Origin of the sequence: Streptomyces lunaelactis (genome assembly GCF_003054555.1) — a bacterium.
Taxonomy (GTDB): Bacteria; Actinomycetota; Actinomycetes; order Streptomycetales; family Streptomycetaceae; genus Streptomyces; species Streptomyces lunaelactis.
The window spans coordinates 3303758-3317539 of record NZ_CP026304.1 but is presented as its reverse complement, the minus strand read 5'-3'; the positions used below and the strand labels follow the sequence as shown (position 1 = coordinate 3317539).

General features: G+C 68.5%; 13 protein-coding genes and 2 pseudogenes. 11 read left to right on the top strand and 4 right to left on the bottom strand.

The features are described 5' to 3' along the window. The first annotated feature begins 217 nt into the window (after nt 1-217). Together SLUN_RS14965 and SLUN_RS14960 are read left to right on the top strand one after the other, a co-directional pair. Nucleotides 218-2635 (top strand): immune inhibitor A domain-containing protein, encoded by a 2418-nt coding sequence (locus tag SLUN_RS14965; protein ID WP_108148960.1) that lies wholly within the window; start codon nt 218-220, stop codon nt 2633-2635. 123 nt (nt 2636-2758) lie between these two features. Continuing rightward, nucleotides 2759-3100: a hypothetical protein gene (locus SLUN_RS14960; protein WP_108148959.1), complete on the top strand. Its 342-nt coding sequence runs from the start codon at nt 2759-2761 to the stop codon at nt 3098-3100. Here the strand turns inward: SLUN_RS14960 and SLUN_RS14955 are convergent, their stop codons facing one another. After that, nucleotides 3101-3685, bottom strand: coding sequence for an isochorismatase family protein (locus SLUN_RS14955; RefSeq protein ID WP_108148958.1), 585 nt, complete (start codon nt 3683-3685; stop codon nt 3101-3103). Between the two features lie 146 nt (nt 3686-3831). Then, nucleotides 3832-5160, bottom strand: coding sequence for a nicotinate phosphoribosyltransferase (locus tag SLUN_RS14950; RefSeq protein ID WP_108154755.1), 1329 nt, complete (start codon nt 5158-5160; stop codon nt 3832-3834). A 162-nt stretch (nt 5161-5322) separates the two neighbouring features. Between SLUN_RS14950 and clpS the strand changes: the two genes are divergently transcribed. The 8 genes and pseudogenes from clpS (at nt 5323) to SLUN_RS14915 (ending at nt 10462) form a co-directional block, all read left to right on the top strand. Further along, a complete protein-coding gene (clpS, locus tag SLUN_RS14945) occupies nt 5323-5637 on the top strand; it encodes an ATP-dependent Clp protease adapter ClpS (RefSeq protein ID WP_108148957.1) in 315 nt (104 codons plus the stop codon). Continuing rightward, a complete protein-coding gene (locus tag SLUN_RS14940; protein WP_108148956.1) occupies nt 5637-6230 on the top strand; it encodes a DUF2017 domain-containing protein in 594 nt (197 codons plus the stop codon). Before clpS ends, SLUN_RS14940 begins: the two co-directional genes overlap by 1 nt. A 332-nt stretch (nt 6231-6562) precedes the next feature. Next, a complete protein-coding gene (locus SLUN_RS14935) occupies nt 6563-7993 on the top strand; it encodes an amino acid permease (protein ID WP_108154754.1) in 1431 nt (476 codons plus the stop codon). A gap of 81 nt (nt 7994-8074) precedes the next feature. After that, a complete protein-coding gene (locus SLUN_RS14930) occupies nt 8075-8494 on the top strand; it encodes a M67 family metallopeptidase (protein ID WP_108148955.1) in 420 nt (139 codons plus the stop codon). 99 nt (nt 8495-8593) lie between these two features. Next, nucleotides 8594-8948, top strand: a pseudogene (locus SLUN_RS14925) (ABC transporter ATP-binding protein); the annotation flags it as partial. A 66-nt stretch (nt 8949-9014) separates the two neighbouring features. Beyond that, nucleotides 9015-9131, top strand: a complete 117-nt coding sequence (locus SLUN_RS42335) for a putative leader peptide (RefSeq protein WP_348657113.1) — start codon at nt 9015-9017, stop codon at nt 9129-9131. 102 nt (nt 9132-9233) lie between these two features. Further along, the gene (locus tag SLUN_RS14920; RefSeq protein WP_108148954.1) at nt 9234-9512 is read left to right on the top strand and encodes a MoaD/ThiS family protein; all 279 of its coding nucleotides are present in this window, start codon (nt 9234-9236) and stop codon (nt 9510-9512) included. Continuing rightward, a complete protein-coding gene (locus SLUN_RS14915) occupies nt 9512-10462 on the top strand; it encodes a PLP-dependent cysteine synthase family protein (protein WP_108148953.1) in 951 nt (316 codons plus the stop codon). The genes SLUN_RS14920 and SLUN_RS14915 overlap by 1 nt, the downstream gene beginning before the upstream one ends. Nucleotides 10463-10610: 148 nt before the next feature. On the opposite strand, the pseudogene SLUN_RS14910 reads toward SLUN_RS14915, so the two are convergent. Next, a pseudogene (locus SLUN_RS14910) lies at nt 10611-11068 on the bottom strand (type II toxin-antitoxin system PemK/MazF family toxin). A gap of 443 nt (nt 11069-11511) precedes the next feature. Here SLUN_RS14910 and SLUN_RS14900 point away from each other — a divergent pair. Beyond that, the gene (locus SLUN_RS14900) at nt 11512-12264 is read left to right on the top strand and encodes an MBL fold metallo-hydrolase (RefSeq protein ID WP_108148952.1); all 753 of its coding nucleotides are present in this window, start codon (nt 11512-11514) and stop codon (nt 12262-12264) included. A gap of 102 nt (nt 12265-12366) precedes the next feature. Here SLUN_RS14900 and SLUN_RS14895 read toward each other — a convergent pair whose 3' ends face one another. Further along, complete coding sequence (locus tag SLUN_RS14895; protein ID WP_108148951.1) at nt 12367-13632, bottom strand: PTS transporter subunit EIIC; 1266 nt, start codon at nt 13630-13632, stop codon at nt 12367-12369. Nucleotides 13633-13782 lie beyond the last annotated feature (150 nt).

The following is a 13782-nucleotide window of genomic DNA, read 5'->3' as shown; positions in this document are numbered from 1 at the left end:
TGCCAAGTGGCGGGTTCGATGCGCCCGTTGTCCGGTTTGTTCGTCGTCCGGATACCGGAACTGTCCTATCACATAGTGCAGTTGGTCCGTTCAAGTCAAGGACTGTCTTTTCTTCAGTAACTCCGGTCGAATGTCGTCACTTGTGACGCGCACACCGCGCGCGGACGACCCCACATCCGGTCCGCTGCGACGGGGTGCGGGGGAGGACATTCATCAAGTGACCAGTAAGCGACGGACGATCAGAGCGTCCGCGGTTCTCGTGGCTCTGGCCGCGAGCACCGCGTCGGCATCGGCGTTCACCAGCGCCCAGGCCGACAGTCCGAAGTCGTCGGATCCGGCGGCAGTGCAGCGCCATGACCCGGCGCCGCAGAAGGGGCATGTCGAGCACGACCTCGAAGGCCCCTTCAGCAAGGAGCAGGACGAACAGCGCCAGGCGGCGCTGGAGCAGGTCATAGCCGGGGACGCGACCGTGCAGCAGCGCGGCGCGTCCAAGGTCGTGAAGCTCGGCGACAAGAAGTACGTCGAGCTCGGCCGGGAGAAGACGGACAAGATCTTCACGATCCTGGTGGAGTTCGGCGACAAGGTCGACGACACCACCATGTTCGACCCCGACGGTCCGGAAGGCCCCGAGGCGCCCGTCAAGAAGTACGGCGGCACCCCGGGACCGCTGCACAACAAGATCGCCCAGCCCGACCGTAAGAACGACAACTCCACGGCCTGGCAGGCGGACTACAACCAGCAGCACTTCAAGGACCTGTACTTCGGCACCGGCAAGGACAAGACCGGTAAGCCGAAGGAGTCGCTGAAGACCTACTACGAGAAGACCTCATCGGGCCGTTACTCGGTCGACGGCGAGGTCTCCGACTGGGTCAAGGTCGACTACAACGAGGCCCGCTACGGCTCCAACTACTGCGGCGACAGCAACTGCGCCAACGTGTGGGACACGGTCAAGGACGGCGTCACCGCCTGGGCCGCCGACCAGAAGGCCAAGGGACGTACGGACGCGCAGATCAAGGCGGACCTGTCCAAGTACGACCTGTGGGACCGTTACGACTTCGACAACGACGGCAACTTCAACGAGTCGGACGGCTACGTCGACCACTTCCAGATCGTCCACGCGGGCGAGGACGAGTCGGCGGGCGGCGGTGCCGAGGGCACCAACGCCCTGTGGGCGCACCGCTGGTACGCGTACGGCACCGACGCCGGCAAGACCGGCCCGGCGAACAACAAGTCCGGCGGTACCCAGGTCGGCAACACCGGCATCTGGGTCGGCGACTACACCATGCAGCCCGAGAACGGCGGCCTCGGTGTCTTCGCCCACGAGTACGGCCACGACCTCGGTCTGCCCGACCACTACGACACCTCGGGCAAGGGCGAGAACTCGACCGGCTTCTGGACCCTGATGTCGGCCGGCTCCTGGCTCGGCACCGGCAAGGACTCCATCGGCGACCTGCCGGGCGACATGAACGCCTGGGACAAGCTGCAGCTGGGCTGGCTCAACTACACCAAGGCCAAGGCGGCGACGAAGTCCACCCACACGCTGGGTGTGTCGGCGTACAACACCAAGAAGCCGCAGGCGCTCGTCGTCGAGCTGCCGAAGAAGGCCGTCACCACGACTGTTGTGAAGCCCGCGGAGGGCTCCAAGCAGTGGTGGAGCGACATGGGTGACGACCTCAAGAACACCCTGTCCCGGCCGGTCGACCTGACCGGCAAGGCCAAGGCGTCCCTGGAGCTCTCGGGCTGGTGGGACATCGAGGAGAACTACGACTACCTCTACGCCGAGGTGTCGACGGACGGCGGCGCCAACTGGACGCCGGTGGACGGCACGGCCGACGGCAAGCCGATCACCCGCGACGCGGGCGACAAGCCGGCGCTGACGGGCGTCTCGGGCGCGTACAAGAAGCTGGCGTACTCGCTGGACGCGTACGCGGGCAAGAAGGTCGACGTCCGCTTCCGCTACCAGACGGACGGCGGCGCGGGCGGCAAGGGCTTCGCGGCGGACGGCCTGAGCGTGGTGGCGGACGGCACGGCGCTGTTCACCGACAACGCCGAGGGTGACGACGCGGGCTGGACCTCGAAGGGCTTCTCCCGCATCGGTGAGTCCTTCACCAAGGAGTACGAGCAGTACTACCTGGCCGAGAACCGTCAGTACGTGTCGTACGACAAGACCCTCAAGGCCGGTCCGTACAACTTCGGCTTCAAGGCGCCCAAGGACTCCTGGGTCGAGCACTACCCGTACCAGAACGGCCTGATGATCTGGCTCTGGGACACCTCCCAGAAGGACAACAACACCAGCGCCCACCCGGGCCAGGGTCTTGTCCTTCCGGTGGACGCTCACCCGAAGGCCCTGAAGTGGGCGGACGGCACGCTGATGCGGAACAAGATCCAGTCGTTCGACTCCACCTTCAGCCTGCGGCCGACCGATGGCTTCACGCTGCACAAGGCGGATGCCGGGTTCCGGATCAAGCCGCAGTCGGGCAACCCGGTCTTCGACGACCGCAAGGGTGTGTACTGGTTCGCGGAGAACCCGACCGCGGGTGTGAAGGTAACTGACACCAACACCAAGATCTCGATCGTGAAGGAGCCGCGAAGCGGCCAGACGATCACGGTCAAGGTCGGTCCGTCGACCAAGTAAGTGGCATTACTGCAGGTCAAAGCATGATCGGCCGTCGCCCTCTAGCGGGCGGCGGCCGATCGTGTTTAGGTGCGTCCTACGAGGTTCTTATTGACATGCCATCTCACGGGGGAGTGGTTCCGCATGCCCGGCGGAGGTTTCAGCAAGTTGCCGAACGGCAGCGTTGTGGTGGCGCTCAGCCTGCCCAGCCCCTACGGCGACGGCGGCACGGTGCGGTTCCTGGTCCACGCGGCGAACCGGGCGAGGGCGCTGACGAGGCTGCGGAATCTGGGCCTGCGGGCGGTGTATCTGCGGGGCAACGCGGAGCCGCCGACGCCGGACGAGATCACGGCGGTGCTGCACCATCCGGACGGCCTGCTGTGGCGTGCGACGCCGGAGGACCACCAGGAGCTCTGGCACCCGATACGGGCGCTGCTGAGCCCGGCACGCCCCCCGGGCGCGTCCTCGGTCGCCGGACGGGCCTGACTACACCACCGGCTTGCCGGTGAGCTCCACGCCCGCTCCGCGCAGCTCCTGCAGCGCCCTGTCCGTCGTATCCTCCGCGACCCCGGCCGTCAGTGCCAGCAGCACATTCGTCGTGAAGCCCTCCCGCACCGCGTCCAGCGCCGTCGCCCGCACGCAGTGGTCCGTCGCGATGCCGACCACGTCGACCTCCGTGACCTCCCGCGCCCGCAGCCACTGCGCCAGCGTCGTGCCGTTCTCGTCCGCGCCCTCGAAGCCGCTGTACGCGGCCGCGTACGCCCCCTTGTCGAAGACGGCGTCGATCGCGCCCGACGCGACCACCGGCGCGAAGTTCGGGTGGAAGCCCACCCCCTCCGTGCCGGCCACACAGTGGGGCGGCCAGCTGCGGACGTAGTCCGGGTGCTCCGAGAAGTGGTCGCCCGGCTCGATGTGGTGGTCGCGGGTGGCCACCACATGGCGGTAGACCGCCTGGGACTGGCCGATCAGGTCAGTGATCGCGGCAGCGACATCGGCACCCCCCGCCACCGCGAGGCTGCCGCCTTCGCAGAAGTCGTTCTGAACGTCCACGACGATCAAGGCGCGGTGCATGGCGGGTGTCCTTCGATGGGGGGAGATCGGCGGGCGCGGGCGACTGTACTGAGCCTAGAGACTCCGCCCCCCTTGCGGGAGGGGTCGAGGCCCTGTCCGGCCGATCCTGCCGGGCTCGATCGACCGGACAGGACCTGAGCCTCCGTTCACGCGTACTCCGTCGGCAGGACAGGCTCACCCTTGGACAGCTGCATCGCCGACATCGGCAGCCCCGCGAGTGCCGCGACGTGCCGCTCGCGTGCCGCGTCCAGGGGTTCACGGGCGACGATCTCGCCGCCCTTCACCAGCTCCACCTGCAGCTGCCGGTCCACCAGGTCGGACGGAACCGTGTCGAGCCCGATCACCTCGGCCTCGGCGACCCCGTACGCGTCCACCCGGCGCGCCGCCCACTTGCGCCCGCCCACCGAGGACTTCGCGCCCAGGGACTTCTTCGCCACCGGCAGCGGCGGGGCCTTCGGGTCGTCGGACTGTGCGCGCGCGACCAGCTTGTAGACCATCGAGCAGGTGGGGTGCCCGCTGCCGATGACGAGCTGCGTGCCCACCCCGTACGCGTCGACCGGAGCCGCCGCCAGCGAGGCGATCGCGTACTCGTCCAGATCGGAGGTCACCACGATCTTGGTGTTGACCGCGCCCAGCTCGTCCAGCTGCTGCCGCACCCGGTGCGCGACCAGCAGCAGGTCCCCGGAGTCGATGCGTACGGCCCCGAGCTCGGGGCCCGCGATCTCCACCGCGGTACGGACGGCCTCGGTCACGTCGTAGGTGTCGACGAGCAGCGTCGTACCCCGTCCGAGTGAGTCGACCTGCGCCTGGAAGGCGTCGCGCTCGCTGTCGTGGAGCAGGGTGAAGGCATGCGCGCTGGTGCCGACCGTCGGGATGGCGTAGCGGAACCCGGCCGCCAGGTCCGAGGTGGAGTTGAAGCCGCCGACGTACGCGGCGCGCGACGCCGCGACCGCGGAGAGCTCGTGCGTACGCCGCGCGCCCATCTCGATCAGCCTGCGCCCTCCCGCCGCCACGGACATCCGCGAGGCCGCCGCGGCGATCGCCGAGTCGTGGTTGAGGATCGACAGGATCACGGTCTCCAGCAGTACGCACTCGGCGAAGGTGCCCTCGACGCGCAGGATCGGCGAGCCGGGGAAGTACACCTCGCCCTCCGGGTAGCCCCAGATGTCGCCGCTGAAGCGGTAGGAGGCGAGCCACTCGAGCGTCGGCTCGTCGACGATCCGCTGTTCGCGCAGAAAGCCCAGCACGTCGGCGTCGAAGCGGAAGTTCTCGACGGCGTCCAGCACCCGTCCGGTGCCCGCCACGACGCCGTAGCGCCGCCCGTCGGGCAGCCGGCGGGTGAAGACCTCGAAGACGGAGCGGCGGTCGGCGGTGCCCGACTTCAGTGCCGCCTGGAGCATCGTGAGCTCGTACTGGTCGGTGAAGAGCGCTGTCGACGGCACATCCACCGGCAGCCCAAGGTCCGCAGCGTTCACGACGGTCAACCTCGCACATTCGTCTCTGGCCGCCGACCGGATCGGCCGGGGGTCCGGGGGTCGTCCCCCGGGAGATGCAGCATGGCAAGCAGGGTAGCGCACATCTCGTCAGAGTGACGAGATGTAAGCCCGTTTATGCGCTGCGCCCCCGTGGGTGGCAGCATGGGCCGGGTGAGTGTTGCTCCCACAGAGATCGAACGCCCCGAGTCGGCTGAGGAGACCTTCGCGGTACCCGAGCCGGATGTGCCTTGGGTGACGCTCGTCCACAACGATCCCGTCAATCTGATGAGCTACGTCACCTATGTCTTCCAGGCCTACTTCGGCTACTCCAAGGACAAGGCGCACAAGCTGATGCTCGACGTCCATCACAAGGGACGCGCGGTCGTCTCCAGCGGCAGCCGCGAGGAGATGGAGCGGGACGTGCAGGCCATGCACGGTTACGGGCTGTGGGCGACGCTCTCCCAGGACCGGTTCTGATGGCCGGTCACTTCGAGCCGGTACCCGGCGGCGGCGCGGCCGTCCCCCTCGACGAGGTCGAGATCGCGATCCTGCGCTCGCTCGCCGCACAGCTGCTCGAGCTCATCGGACCCGGTGACGAGCCGGTCGAGGGCGAGGACCCGCTGGCCGCGCTGTTCGCCGAGGGGCCCAGTGAGCCGCCCGCCGACCCGGCGCTCGCCCGGCTCTTCCCGGAGGCGTACGCCGGTCCCGACGCCGACGAGCAGGACGAGGAACTGCGGGCACTCTCCGCGGAGTTCAGGCGCTTCACCGAGACGGACCTGCGCTCCCGCAAGCGCGCGGACGCGATCGCGGTCGTCCGCAGCCTGGACTCGCTGACCGCGACCGGCGAGGGCGGCGCCGTACTCAAGCTCACCGCCGACGAGTCCCTGCACTGGCTCGGCGCACTCAACGACCTGCGCCTCACCATCGGCACCCGGCTCGAGGTCGGCGACGAGGACGAGAACGCCGAGCTCTACCGGCTGCCGGACTCCGACCCGCGCAAGCCGATGGTGATGGCGTATCTGTGGCTCGGCGCGCTGCAGGAGACGCTCGTCGACACCCTGATGTCCTGACGGCCGCCAACCCCTGGACGCCGTGCGTTGTTCGCTCAACGGACACTCAAATCCGGATAACGATCATGTCACCGCAGTCGACGACTTTGCGCTGCCGGGTGAGTTTTGTCCGCTTCTCCGTGTGGCGTGCGCCACAACTTTCCGAGTGGATCACTGTTGCAGCCGTGATAAATCTTCACGACCGCTCGGGGGACGCCACCCATGTCCCGAGGGCGCTTTGGCCGGCTGACCGCCGGTAGCACTCCATCCACATCCGGGGGGATCAGGACCTGGTCCGCAGTCGCGCGGCGTTGCCGCGGGCGCGGATCAGCATGGAGAAAGGGCGCATCACCATGACCTCACTGCAGGTCGACCAGCACGACGGCAATGAGGCCGCGGGGTCCGCGGCAGGCACGGACGAGGGCTACCAGCGCGGACTGGGCGCTCGTCAGATCCAGATGATCGCGATCGGCGGTGCCATCGGCACCGGCCTCTTCCTCGGCGCGGGCAAGGGCATCTCCAAGGCCGGCCCCAGCCTTATCCTGGCCTACGCCATCGCGGGCCTGGTCATCTTCTTCATCATGCGGGCCCTGGGCGAGCTGCTCATGTACCGCCCCGTCTCGGGTTCCTTCTCCGAGTACGCGCGTGAGCTCGTCGGTCCCTTCGCGGGCTTCGTCACCGGCTGGACGTACTGGCTCTTCTGGGTCGTCACCGGAATCACCGAAGTCACCGCGGCAGCCACGTACATGACGTACTGGTGGGACATCCCGCAATGGCTCTCCGCGCTGGTCTTCACGGTCATCCTGTACGGCGCGAACCTGATCTCCGTGAAGCTCTTCGGTGAGCTGGAGTTCTGGTTCTCGATGGTCAAGGTGACGGCCATCATCGGCATGATCCTCATCTGCGCCGGTGTGCTCACGATCGGCTTCTCCGACGCCGGTGACACGGCGTCCGTGACGCACCTGTGGGCAGACGGCGGCTTCTTCCCCAAGGGCATCGGCGGCACGCTGATGACCCTGCAGCTCGTGATGTTCGCCTTCCTCGCGGTCGAACTGGTCGGCGTCACGGCCGGCGAGTCCAAGGACCCGGAGAAGACGCTGCCCAAGGCCATCAACACCGTGCCGTGGCGTATCGCCGTCTTCTACGTCGGCGCGCTGATCATGATCCTGTCGGTGGTTCCCTGGACCCACTTCCAGCCGGGCGTCTCGCCGTTCGTCGCCGCCTTCGAGAAGATGGGCCTCGGCATCGGCGCCGCGATCGTGAACTTCGTCGTCCTCACGGCCGCGCTCTCGTCCTGCAACTCGGGTATGTACTCCACCGGCCGTATGCTGCGCGACCTGGCGCTCAACGGTCAGGGCCCGAAGGCCTTCACCAAGCTGACGAAGAACGGCCTGCCGCTGATCGGCACGTCCTTCTCCGCCGCGCTGATGCTGGTCGGCGTCTGGATCAACTACAAGGCTCCGGGCGAGGCGTTCAACTACGTCGTCTCCTTCGCGACCATCTCCGGCATGTGGGCCTGGATCATGATCCTGGTCTGCCAGATCAAGTTCCGGGCCAAGGCGGACCGCGGTGAGCTGCCGCAGTCCACCTTCAAGGCGCCCGGCGCCCCCTACACCAGCTGGTTCGCGCTGCTCTTCATCGTCATGGTCATCGTGATGATGGGCATCGACAAGGACGCGCGGGTCTCGCTGTACGTCGCGCCGCTGTGGGGCCTGCTCCTGGCCGTCTCCTACCTGGTGCTGAAGAAGCGCAACCCGCAGGGTGCGGCCTTCGTCAAGCGCTGAGCGTAAGGTCCACGTCCAGCATTCGGGCCGGTTCGTACCACTCCTCGGTACGGACCGGCCCTTCTGCTTATCCTGATCGGCATGCTGACCCTGACCCAGGCCCTGTTCGACCAGATCGTCGCGCACGCCCGCGCCGACCACCCCGACGAGGCCTGCGGCGTGGTCGCGGGCCCGGAGGGCAGCGGCCGCCCCGAGCGCTTCATCCCGATGCTGAACGCGGCCCGCTCGCCCACGTTCTACGAGTTCGACTCGGCGGATCTGTTCAAGCTCTACCGCGAGATGGACGACCGCGACGAAGAGCCGGTGATCATCTACCACTCGCACACCGCGACCGAGGCGTACCCCTCCCGTACGGACATCAGCTATGCGAATGAGCCGGGCGCCCACTACGTCCTGGTCTCCACCGCCGACACCGACGAGGCGGGCCCCTTCCAGTTCCGCTCGTTCCGCATCGTCGACGGCGAGATCACCGAGGAAGAGGTCAAGGTCGTCGAGGCATAGTCAACTGCTCGTCGCGAATCGACAGGCTTGCGTTACGCAACATCACTGGCGGTGATGCTGCGTCCGCGTCCAGCCACCTCGAGGTCCGGGGTGGCAGGGGCGCTCTCCGGCGGCGAACGCCAACGAGCCCTGGTGGCACGGGCGTTGGTCCAGAAGCCGACCCTTGTCGTCCTCGACGAACCATCTCGACATCCGCTACCAGCTCGAGATCCTCGGCCTGATCCGCGAGCTGGGGACGACGAATCTGCTCGCCCTGCACGACCTGAACCTCGCCGCGTACTACTGCGACCGGATCTACGTCCTGCGGGCCGGGCGGATCGTCGCCTCGGGCGCCCCGTGCGACGTCCTCACACCGGAGCTGCTCGCCGAGGTCTACGAGGTCAACGCCGAGGTCAGCACGCATCCGACGACCGGAGCGCCCTCGATCACCTACCTCCCGCGGACCGCATGCTGAGCACGGTACGTCCAGCATGCGAGATCACACTCCGGAACCCGGACGGGGAATCGATACGATGACCGCATGGTTCCCCATGACGTGAGCGACAAGACGCCGAGCACCGTGCTGCTCGTGGCGCGGCTGCACGTCGACCTGTGCCGCCTCGCAAGCGCGATGTGTACGGCGCGCGCCGCGTACTGACCCAGGCACCGGCCCCGGGCGCACCCACCGCACCACCCCCCGAGCGCGGGGGCCAGAGCCGCGCGCACACTGCCTTCCACTCCCCGATCAGGAGCCCACGTCATGGCCATCGAGGTCCGCATCCCGACCATCCTCCGCACCTACACCGACGGCGCCAAGGCCGTCGAGGGCAGCGGTGACACCGTTGCCGAGCTCTTCGCCGACCTCGAGACCCGTCACAACGGCATCCGGGAGCGCATCGTCGACGGCGACCAGCTGCGTCGCTTCGTGAACGTCTACCTCAACGACGAGGACGTCCGCTTCCTCGACGGCATCTCCACGAAGCTCGCCGACGGCGACAGCGTCACGATCCTCCCGGCCGTCGCAGGTGGAATGCGCTGATGCGTTACGACTCTCCGCTTGCGGCGGTGGGCAACACCCCGCTGGTCCGGCTCCCGCGGCTGTCGCCGTCTGACGACGTCCGGATCTGGGCGAAGCTCGAGGACCGCAACCCGACCGGCTCGATCAAGGACCGCCCGGCGCTCCACATGATCGAACAGGCGGAGAAGGACGGCCGCCTGACGCCGGGCTGCACGATCCTGGAACCGACGTCGGGCAACACCGGCATCTCGCTGGCCATGGCGGCGAAGCTCAAGGGCTACCGCATGGTGTGCGTGATGCCGGAGAACACCTCGCAGGAGCGGCGTCAGCTGCTGGCCATGTGGGGCGCGGAGATCATCCCGTCGCCGGCGGCGGGCGGCTCGAACACGGCCGTACGGGCCGCGAAGGAGCTGGCCGCCGAGAACCCTTCGTGGGTGATGCTCTACCAGTACGGCAACCCGGACAACGCGGGCGCGCACTACGCCACGACAGGCCCGGAGATCCTCGCGGACCTGCCCTCCGTCACCCACTTCGTGGCAGGCCTGGGCACGACGGGCACGCTGATGGGCGTCGGCCGCTACCTGCGCGAACACGTCCCGGGCATCCGCATCGTGGCCGCGGAGCCGCGCTACGACGACCTGGTCTACGGCCTCCGTAACCTGGACGAGGGCTTCGTCCCCGAGCTGTACGACGCCTCGGTCCTGACGTCCCGCTTCTCCGTGGGCTCGGCGGACGCGGTGACCCGTACCCGTGAACTGCTCCAGCAGGAGGGCATCTTCGCGGGCGTCTCCACGGGAGCGGCACTGCACGCGGCGATCGGCGTCGGCCAGAAGGCGGTCAAGGCGGGCGAACAGGCGGACATCGTGTTCGTGGTGGCGGACGGCGGCTGGAAGTACCTGTCGACGGGGGTCTACACGGCAGAAACGACAGAGGCGGCGATCGAAACGCTGCAGGGCCAGCTCTGGGCGTAGGCCTTGCGGCTCGGGCTCTCGGCCATCCGGGGGTAGCGGCGCACCGGGGCCCCGCAGGGCAGGCGGCTTCGCGCCGCGCCCCCCGGGAAGACCGGGCGTCCTCGCCGCGCGAGCTTGCCCGGCCGGGGGTGCGGACGCCTCCCCCGGCTCACGCCGCGAGGTGCCGGACCTGGTCCCACACCGTCGGGTCGAGCACTCCCACCCGGCGCCGGAACTCCCACAGCCCCACATCCCGCAGCTCATCCGTTTCCAGAAAGCTCGGCCTGCCCCGCGCATCGCCCACCGTGCCCGGCGGCAGGGAGATCACGCCCGGGCGCTCGTCGTGGTACTTGCTGGTGATCTTCGCGACCTGCACCGTCCCGCCCCGCACCGTCAACACCAGGCACGGCCTGTCCTTCGACCCGGGGCCGTCCTCGTACGGGACCTCCGCCCACCAGATCTCACCCGGCCGCGGCCGCCGCTCCGGCCCGCGCCGTGGGCCGGCCGGACGGCCCGGCGGCCTGACCGCCCACCCGGACGACGGCTGCCCGCCCCGCCGTCCATCACTGCGGTGACCAGCGCGATCACCACCACGGCGAGCACCGCGAGCCACCACGACGTGTCCATACCCCCAGACGCTACCGGCGCACACCCCGACGCGCCCCGGGCCCACCCCACGGGCGCGGCGCCGGCCCCACCCCACGGGCGCGGCGCCCCGAGTGCCTGCGGCTCGCCGGTGGAAACCACCCACCGGCAGCAACCGACAACGCCCCGGCCCAGCTCGACCGCATGACCGGGCACTGAGGAAACCACCCACCGGCCGCAACCGACAACGCCCCGGCCCAGCTCGACCGCATGACCGGGCACTGAGGAAACCACCCACCGGGCAGCAACCGACAACGCCCCGGCCCACCCCACCACAGGGCCCCGAGCCCCCGAACCGGTGACACCGCAGGTGAGTTCCCCCACAACGGACAGCCACCGAGGAGCGACCAGCCGTTTCGCGCCTTACGCTCAACAGACCGCACGACCCTCCCCCAGCCCTCCCCGTCAACGGAGGTTCAAGCTCCATGAAGCTCACCGTCGTCGGCTGCTCGGGGTCGTTTCCGTCCGCGGATTCGGCCTGCTCGAGCTACCTCGTAGAGGCCGACGGCTTCCGGCTGCTCCTCGACATGGGCAACGGTGCCCTCGGCGAGCTGCAGCGCCATGTCGGTCTCTACGACCTCGACGCCATCTTCCTCAGCCACCTCCACGCGGACCACTGCATCGACATGTGCGGGTACTTCGTCGCCCGCTACTACCGCCACGACGGCGGCCGCTGCGACGCCATCCCGGTCTACGGCCCCGAAGGCACCGAGCAGCGACTGACCACCGCCTACGCGGACACCCCCTCGCCCACCGCGATGCGCGAGGTCTTCGACTTCCACACGCTCAAGTCCGGCAGCTTCGACATCGGCCCGTTCTCCGTCCGTACGGAGCGGGTCTCCCACCCCGTCGAGGCGTACGGCATCCGTATCGAGCACGCGGGCAGGACGCTCACGTACTCCGGCGACTCCGGTGTCTCCGAGGCCCTGCACGAACTCGCCGACGGCACCGACCTGTTCCTGTGCGAGGCGTCCTTCACGCACGGCAAGGAGGACGTCCCGGACCTCCACCTCAACGGCCGCGAGGCCGGCGCCCACGCGCAGCGCGCGAACGTCGGGCGGCTTGTGCTGACCCATATCCCGCCGTGGACGGATCGCCAGCAGAACCTGGACGACGCCCGCGCGGTCTACGAAGGGCCGACCGGGATCGCCTTCCCGGGCGCGGTCTACGAGATCTAGGGTCTTAGGCCCTGGGGCCAGAGTCCAGGCACGCCGAAGCCCCTGCCCTTTCGTACGGAAAGGGCAGGGGCTTCGGTCTTGACCGGGTGAGGCCTGCGGGGCCTACTTCGCCTCGGCCTTCTGGAGCTCGGCGAGCTCCTCGTCGGACTCCCGGCCCGGCGTCGGAAGGTTGAACTTGGTGATCGCGAACCGGAAGACCACGTAGTAGACCGCCGCGAAACAGAGGCCGACCAGCGCCAGACCCCACGGGTTCGACGCGATGCCCAGGTTCAGGAAGAAGTCCACCGCACCGGCCGAGAAGCCGAAGCCGTCCTTCATTCCCAGCGCCCAGGTCAGGGCCATCGAGACACCGGTCAGCACCGCGTGGACCGCGTACAGCACCGGCGCGATGAACATGAACGTGAACTCGATCGGCTCGGTCACACCGGTGACGAACGAGGTGGCGGCGAGCGAGAACATCATGCCGCCGACGACCTTGCGGCGCTCCGGGCGGGCGCAGTGCACGATCGCGAGGCAGGCCGCCGGAAGGGCGAACATCATGATCGGGAAGAAGCCGGTCATGAACTGTCCGGCGCTCGGGTCGCCCTGGAGGAAGCGGGCGATGTCGCCGCTCTTGCCCTCGTAGGAACCGGCCTGGAACCACGGGAAGGAGTTGAGCAGGTGGTGCATGCCGATCGGGATCAGCGCGCGGTTGGCGATACCGAAGATGCCCGCGCCGACGGCGCCGGAACCGACGAGCCACTCACCGAAGTTGTGCAGAGCCGTGCCCAGGACCGGCCAGATCAGGCCGAAGATGATGCCGATGACCAGGCCCGCGAAGGCGGAGAGGATCGGGACGAGGCGGCGGCCGCCGAAGAAGCCCGCCCAGTCCGGCAGCTTGGTCCGGTAGAACCGCTGGTACAGCAGGGCGACGACTATGCCCATCACCACGCCGCCGAGGACACCGGCGTTGACCGGTGCCTCGTTCATGACGATCTTGCCGTCCACGACCGCGGCGACCTTCGGCAGGTTGCCGTCGGTGAACGTGGCCAGCACGTTCTTGAAGACCAGGTATCCGGCGACGGCCGCGAGCGCGGTCGAGCCGTCCGACTTCTTGGCGAAACCGATCGCGATACCGACGGCGAACAGCAGGGCCATGTTGGAGAGGATCGCGTCGCCGCCGGCCGCCATGTAACCGGCGAGCTTGGTGACGAAGGCCGGGAAGGACTCCCTGCCGAGCATGTCGGGCTGGCCGAAACGGACCAGGAGCGCGGCGGCGGGCAGCACCGCGACCGGCAGCATGAGGCTGCGGCCGATGCGCTGCATGACAGCCATCGCGCCGGCGCCCTTCTTCTTGTCCGCCGCGGGGGCGGCGCTTGCCGTGGACATCAACTTCCTCCAAGTGGGCAAGGCGCCGCCAGGGGCCAGTACACGGGGGAGGGCGGCGTCTCAAGGGGAACGCGGCGACTGCCGCGTGGTCTACACCACTCAGTGGTGTAGACCAGTTTTAGCACGGTGAGGGCGAGATAAGGAACCTCC